Origin of the sequence: Myxococcus sp. CA039A (genome assembly GCF_013336645.1) — a bacterium.
GTDB lineage: Bacteria > Myxococcota > Myxococcia > Myxococcales > Myxococcaceae > Myxococcus > Myxococcus llanfairpwllgwyngyllgogerychwyrndrobwllllantysiliogogogochensis.
In genome coordinates this window covers 1-5,544 of the sequence record NZ_JABUMQ010000495.1, presented here as the reverse complement: position 1 = coordinate 5,544, position 5,544 = coordinate 1, and the positions used below count along the sequence as shown (strand labels likewise).

The window sequence follows — 5,544 nt, the reverse complement described above, 5'->3', positions numbered from 1 at the left end:
CGAAGGGGCGGGACGAAACGGGGGCCTGGAGCGCGGGTCATCGTCGAAGGTGTCGCTCATCGTCCGGCCCCCTCTCCGGCGGGCACGCCCGCGCCCAACTCGTGGAGCAGGTCCTCGAGCATCGCCTCGCGCTCAGAGGGGAACGTGTCGCGGCCGAAGATGGGCCGCTTTCCTCCGCGCAACCGCAGGTCGAAGCCGTCACCCAGATGCCAGGCGGCCGCCACGAACAGCGCCGCGCCGCGCCGGCTCACCAGCCCATAGGGCCCGGCCTTGCTGACCTGCGTGTGGACGAACCCGGAGAGCTGCTCGGGTGCCATGCGGCGGGCCGCGGGGTAGTGCTCTCGCAGGAAGTCGGCGAGGAGGACCTCGAACCGTCGACGCGACTCCTGTTGGAAGACCTGCTTCTGCTCGTCACGGATGATCAACAAAGGGGTGCCTTATCGAGCCTGAATTCCTGGCCCCCCGCGCAACCGTGCTTCCAGGACTGAGGCGAAACGATAAGGCGTCCCTCACGAGTCCCGCAACGGAGGCGGCGCGTCCTTCCGCCTCGTGTTCCGGTGAAACCCACGAGGTCAGATTGCTCGAACGCTCGTGGGCAACTCCTCCACCGCCGAGGCGGCGTTCCGGTGAAGGCGTTGGCGTGCCCGGGCCCCTGGTCGTCCGCCACGCGGAGGCCTGTCTTCACCTGCCTCGTCGCGGAGGACTCGTCGCCGGATGAATCCGTCCGAGACGCCTCCGTACCTTGCTTTCCTCTGATGTCCTGGAAATAATCCTGCGTCACTTCACCGGCGTGGGTGTCTCCGTTGTTGCGGATTCGTGAGTCGCAGATCACCACGTTGCGGCTCTCCGCGGAGGATGCGCGGGTCGAGCAGCGGGTCGGGGACCTTCTCGCGGAGCAGGCTCTTGTCGTGCCCGGGCCTGCTCGTGTGGAGCCGACGTGGACGCGGGAGCGGCTGCGGCCCGTGGTTCGCCGGGCGGTGGACCGGGGCATCCTCGCGCTCGAGGACGTGCGGCTCTACGTCAGCCTCGCCGAGTCGCTGGGCGCGGACTTCGAGGAGCAACGCCCTCATGCCTGGATGCGAACCTGGTTGGATGACGCGGGCGTCTCGGACCCTGTCGCGCGCCTTCGCAGGGTGGTGAACGAGCGCCGCCGCCGCGAGGACGTGGTCCTCCAGAACCGACGGAAGGAAGAGGCATTTCGCCTCCTCCATGCTCCGCCTGGGACCGACACCTGACCGGAGTCGCACGGGCATGTCGCCGCCGCCCAGGCCGACCCGACACGCACGCCTGAGCGAGGACCCACTGCCATGCCACTCCCCACGTCCGGGACGGATGCCGCCATTGCCCCCTGTCCACTCGAGTCCAGGAAGGGCCAGGTGGAGGTGGTCGTCGTCGATGACCGGGAGGCGCCGCTGTCGGGCGTGGCGCTCGAGCTGACGCGGCTGACAGGGGATGAAGCCCTGCGCACGCGCACGGATGCGCAGGGCGTCGCGCTGTTCGAGGGGTTGGAGGAAGGCCGCTATCGCCTGCGGTTGCTCGACGTGGAGCCCGCGCTGTGGCGGGTGCTCGGCGCGTTGGAGCTGCCACCTCGGGAGGCGGGAGCCAGCGCGCGATGGGGGCCGGCGTCCCAGCCCAAGGCGCTCACCTGGACGTGCGAGGGGACCGAGTCTCTCACGGTCCTCGCCGCGAGGTGGGGAGTGCGCCCATCGCGCCTCGTGGATGCGCGAACGGGACAAGCGCTCGCGTCCGACGTGGCACCCGCGCCGGGCACTCGCGTCGTGGCGCGGCCCTTCGCCCGGGAGTGGGTCACCGTGGAGACAGGTTACCGGCAGGTGGTGCACCGGATTGGCATTCCCCTGGCCCTGGTGCTGGTGCTGCGCGACGGCGCGCACCAACCCCGCGCGCACCAGCCCTATCTGCTGAAGGTGTGGCTGGATGACGAGGAGGAGCTGCCCGCGCAGGAGGGCGTGACGGATGACGAGGGGCGCGTCGTGCAGGTGCTGCCGGAGCGCGCGGTGAGGGGCGAGGTGACGGTGGCGCCCGGTCGCCCCGATGAGCGCCGCCTGACGCTGCGCTTCGTCGCGCTGCGGTCGACGAGCGCGCCGGAGGGGCTGCGGGAGCGCCTGGAGAACCTGGGGTTCTCCTGCGGAGGCGAGCAGGGGGAGTTGGGGCCCAAGACGCGTCTGGCCGTCGAGTGGTTTCAGTACGCGCTCGGGCTGCCTCCGAGCGGTGACGTGGACGAGGCGACCCGCGCCGCGCTGGGCCTGCTTCACCGTTCGTAATCCAGGGAGCCTTTCGCGATGCGATGCCCGAACTGCCGCGCTGAAGTCATGGACGACGGAGCGGAGGCCGCTCCCCGCTGCGCCGCCTGTGGCTCTCCCCTGCCTGTCGTCCCCGCCGAGGGGAATGACAACGACTGGGCCGCCGACGACGGTGACGATTGGGATGATGTGGGGGAGGAGGTCCAGCCGGTCGACGACGATGACGACGCGGACCTCCAGCCGCTCGGCGACGATGACGAACTCCCACCCATCGACGTGGAGGCCCAGGCGGTCTCCGATGACGATGAGACCCTCGCTTCGCTCATGGGGGATGAGTACGACAAGGTGCTGGAGAGCCTTGACTCAACGGACTCGCACCGGCTGTCGAACGAGCAGATGCATGCGCAGATGCTCGATGCGTCCTCCTCCGAAGTCGTCATCCCGCCCCTGGAGTCGCCACCCGAAGCGCTGAGGGACGCGCGGTCCGAGGTCCGGAGTGTCCCGCTCGGCGCGGAGACCACCGTGGCTGACGCGCCCGTGCTCGACCGGAGCTTCCCGCTCCGGGTGCTCCTGTGGAACATCGCGGACCTGGGAGGGGGGCCGAGCGGAACCCCCGCGGTCCGCAAGCAGTGGACCATCGACGCCCTGGCGCACGTCATCCGTGCGGCGAACCCCGACCTCGTCACCATCCTGGAGCTGAAGAAGAAGGGGGGCCTGCGTCTGGTTGAGCCCAAGCCGCCGGTTCCGCCACCGCCGAATCGCGTGCGCGGCGATTCGTTGACCGCGCTGTTGGAGCGCTTCCCGGTGCCCAAGCGCTATCGAAAGAAGGCCGCCGCGAGCGCCGTCAGGAACGTCGCCCCTCGGGATGCCGAGGATGCCGCTGTCCGGGAGTGGCAATCGGAGTTCGCCAATGACCTGGCGAAAATCTTCGCCACGAGGGTGCGCAGAGCCATCTGGCCGGGCGTCACGGCCGAATCAGCACCCGACCCGGATTGGAGCGAAACGACGCAAGAACTCGATGCCGAGAGGCTCGACGAACTCAATGAGAGCATCGAAACCGCATGGGAGGCTTGCGAGCCCCTGCTCATCGATCGCTTCGGTGGGCCGGATGATGATGATGATGATGATGATGATGATGATGCCCCTGCCGCGCGGCTCGTCGCGACCGAAATCGATGTGAAGCGCAAGACCCCGAAGCTCATCGCGGAGTTTCACCCGTACTGTGTGCGGTTGCTCGTGGAAGAGGAGTACTACGATTGGCTCCAGCCCTTCGCGCCGCGCTACTCAACCACCGAGAGAGAGGATGCGGAACTCGGAGCTGAGCGGACTGCCCGCGACAAGCTCGCGAAGTTCGCCGTCGAACAGCTCCTCGCGTACTGCGGAGAACTCTTCAAGGGGTTCATCTTCAGCATCGCGAAGGAGGAGGTGCCGCGTTCCAGGAAGCAGGGGCGCGAGTTCGAGTTCGAACAAATCCTGTCTCGTTCAAATACCGAGCATCTCAATCGGCTCTATCAGTCGAAGCTCGCGGCCTATGCCCGGCGCAAGAACGAGACCGAAGACGGGCCGTCGACCCATGCGGGGTTGCGCGAGTTCTTGCGCATCCGCGATGCGCTGAACGCCCAGTGCCGGGCCCGTCATGTGGAGGTCTACGAGTCGTGGCCCCGAGAGGTGCCCGAAGGGGCCGTCAAGGGGCTCTATACGCAGGATGAGGCGTACGGTGTCCTGTGGCGCGCCTCCAAGGTGAGCATCGACCAGGAGGCCGTCTCCTACGTCAGCACCTATCTGGCGCGTGGAGAGAAGGAGGCCGGGAGCCTCTTCAGCAAGCGAGAGCCCCTGCGGATTCCGGTGCGGCTCGCCAAGGTGAAAGCGGCTCCGGAGATAGGCGTCATCGCGTGGCATCCGCCCTCGCCCAAGGCTGACAATGGGCCTGCCCGGGGCAAGGACTTTTCAGCCTTCCTCGAGTACTGCAAGGCCGAGCGCCAGGCCAAGGCCCTGGGCATCGTCCTGTCCGACTTGAACATCGACACCGCGAGGCCCAAAAAAGGCCTCGCGCCCGATGGCACTCCGTACATCGCCGACTGCAAGCCGAAGCTCTCGTTCCACCGGTTCTTCGATACGCTGCTGGGGCCCGGCGCGAATGCCAGTCATCTCTACGCACTGGCCGATGAGCGCTCCACCCTCGCGGTGAGTGATTTCACGGCCTGGGCGTCCGATGCGGACCACGACTTTGGCAGTGGCTCCAAGCAGTCCCTGCGCGCGCTGCTGAACACGGCGGTGAAGGCCCTTCCGTTCAACCCCTCCACGACGGAGCGCGGCGAGCCGGTATCGTTGCTCAACTCCGTCGAGGATGTGTTGGGGCTCATCGAGTCGTTCGCGACTTCGCCCCAGCAACGTTATGGCGCGAGTGGCTATGACAAGATTCTCGTGTACTCGCCGCGCACGGATGGCTGGAGGCTGGAGCAGGCCTCGGTCTTCGTCATCCCGTTCCCGATGGTCCTCGCCACTGACAAGGAGCGAAAGCTCTTTCGCATCCACGGCGAGCTCCTGCCCGAGCACCTGAGACCTTTCTGGCAGCTCATCCAGAGGGAAGATGCGCGACTGGAGGAGGAGGCGCGCATCTTCGGGCATCTGCGCGGCGCGGGTGTCACGCTGAAGGGCAGCGACGACGCGCGTTGGGTCGACCTGATGGCGGACGCGAAGAAGATGAGCGACCACATGCCGCTCGTCTCTGATTTGAGGCTCGTCTACGACGGGCGCGAAAAGCTGGTCGTCGAGGAGACCGCCCTGCCCCCCGAGGTCCCGGAGGCGCCCAGGGGCTCCGAGGAGATGCGGAGGCTGGAGGCGTTGTGTCTCGCCTACCAGAAGTCCACGGAGTCCGACGAGGTGGCGGCCAGGGCGCTCGACCAGATTCTGGAGGCGGCGGCCCAGGTCGGTGAGGCCGAGCACGAGCGTTCCGGCAGCCTGGTGGCGGATGCCATGCAAGTGCGTCTGACGCTCGTCGCGCTCCGGGCGGAGGGCTTCGACACGGCGGCCTATTGGGGCAAGCGGCCGACCCTGGAGTCGGATGGAGGGCGCAGGAGCGCCGTCCGGACCATCTCGATGGATGAACACCTGACGTCCCTCCATCAGCGGCGCGAGCCGAACGCAGGGGGAGGTGACTGCCTCTTCCGCTCACTGGCTCAGCTTCTCTTCGGCGACGAGCGGCACCACGGCACGGTGCGCCAGTTGGCGGTCAATCACCTGGACGACCTGCTCGCCGGGCGGGGAGGGGGCGGTGGAGCAC

At 67.7% G+C, this 5,544-nt stretch carries 4 protein-coding genes; 3 read left to right on the top strand and 1 reads right to left on the bottom strand.

Annotated features, from left to right (window positions below; translation table 11 throughout):
- Positions 1 to 56: 56 nt before the first annotated feature.
- Entirely contained in the window at positions 57 to 428 is a 372-nt protein-coding gene (locus HR086_RS44275) for a hypothetical protein (RefSeq protein ID WP_174468647.1), read from the bottom strand.
- 375 nt (positions 429 to 803) lie between these two features.
- On the opposite strand from HR086_RS44275, the gene HR086_RS44270 reads away from it, so the two are divergent.
- The 3 genes from HR086_RS44270 to HR086_RS44260 all read left to right on the top strand — a co-directional run.
- The gene (locus HR086_RS44270) at positions 804 to 1,235 is read left to right on the top strand and encodes a hypothetical protein (protein WP_174454256.1); all 432 of its coding nucleotides are present in this window, start codon (positions 804 to 806) and stop codon (positions 1,233 to 1,235) included.
- A gap of 72 nt (positions 1,236 to 1,307) precedes the next feature.
- A complete protein-coding gene (locus HR086_RS44265; protein WP_217442199.1) occupies positions 1,308 to 2,282 on the top strand; it encodes a peptidoglycan-binding protein in 975 nt (324 codons plus the stop codon).
- Between the two features lie 48 nt (positions 2,283 to 2,330).
- Positions 2,331 to 5,544, top strand: a 3,214-nt coding sequence (locus HR086_RS44260; RefSeq protein WP_373564440.1) for an OTU domain-containing protein, incomplete at its 3' end; no start/stop codon positions are given.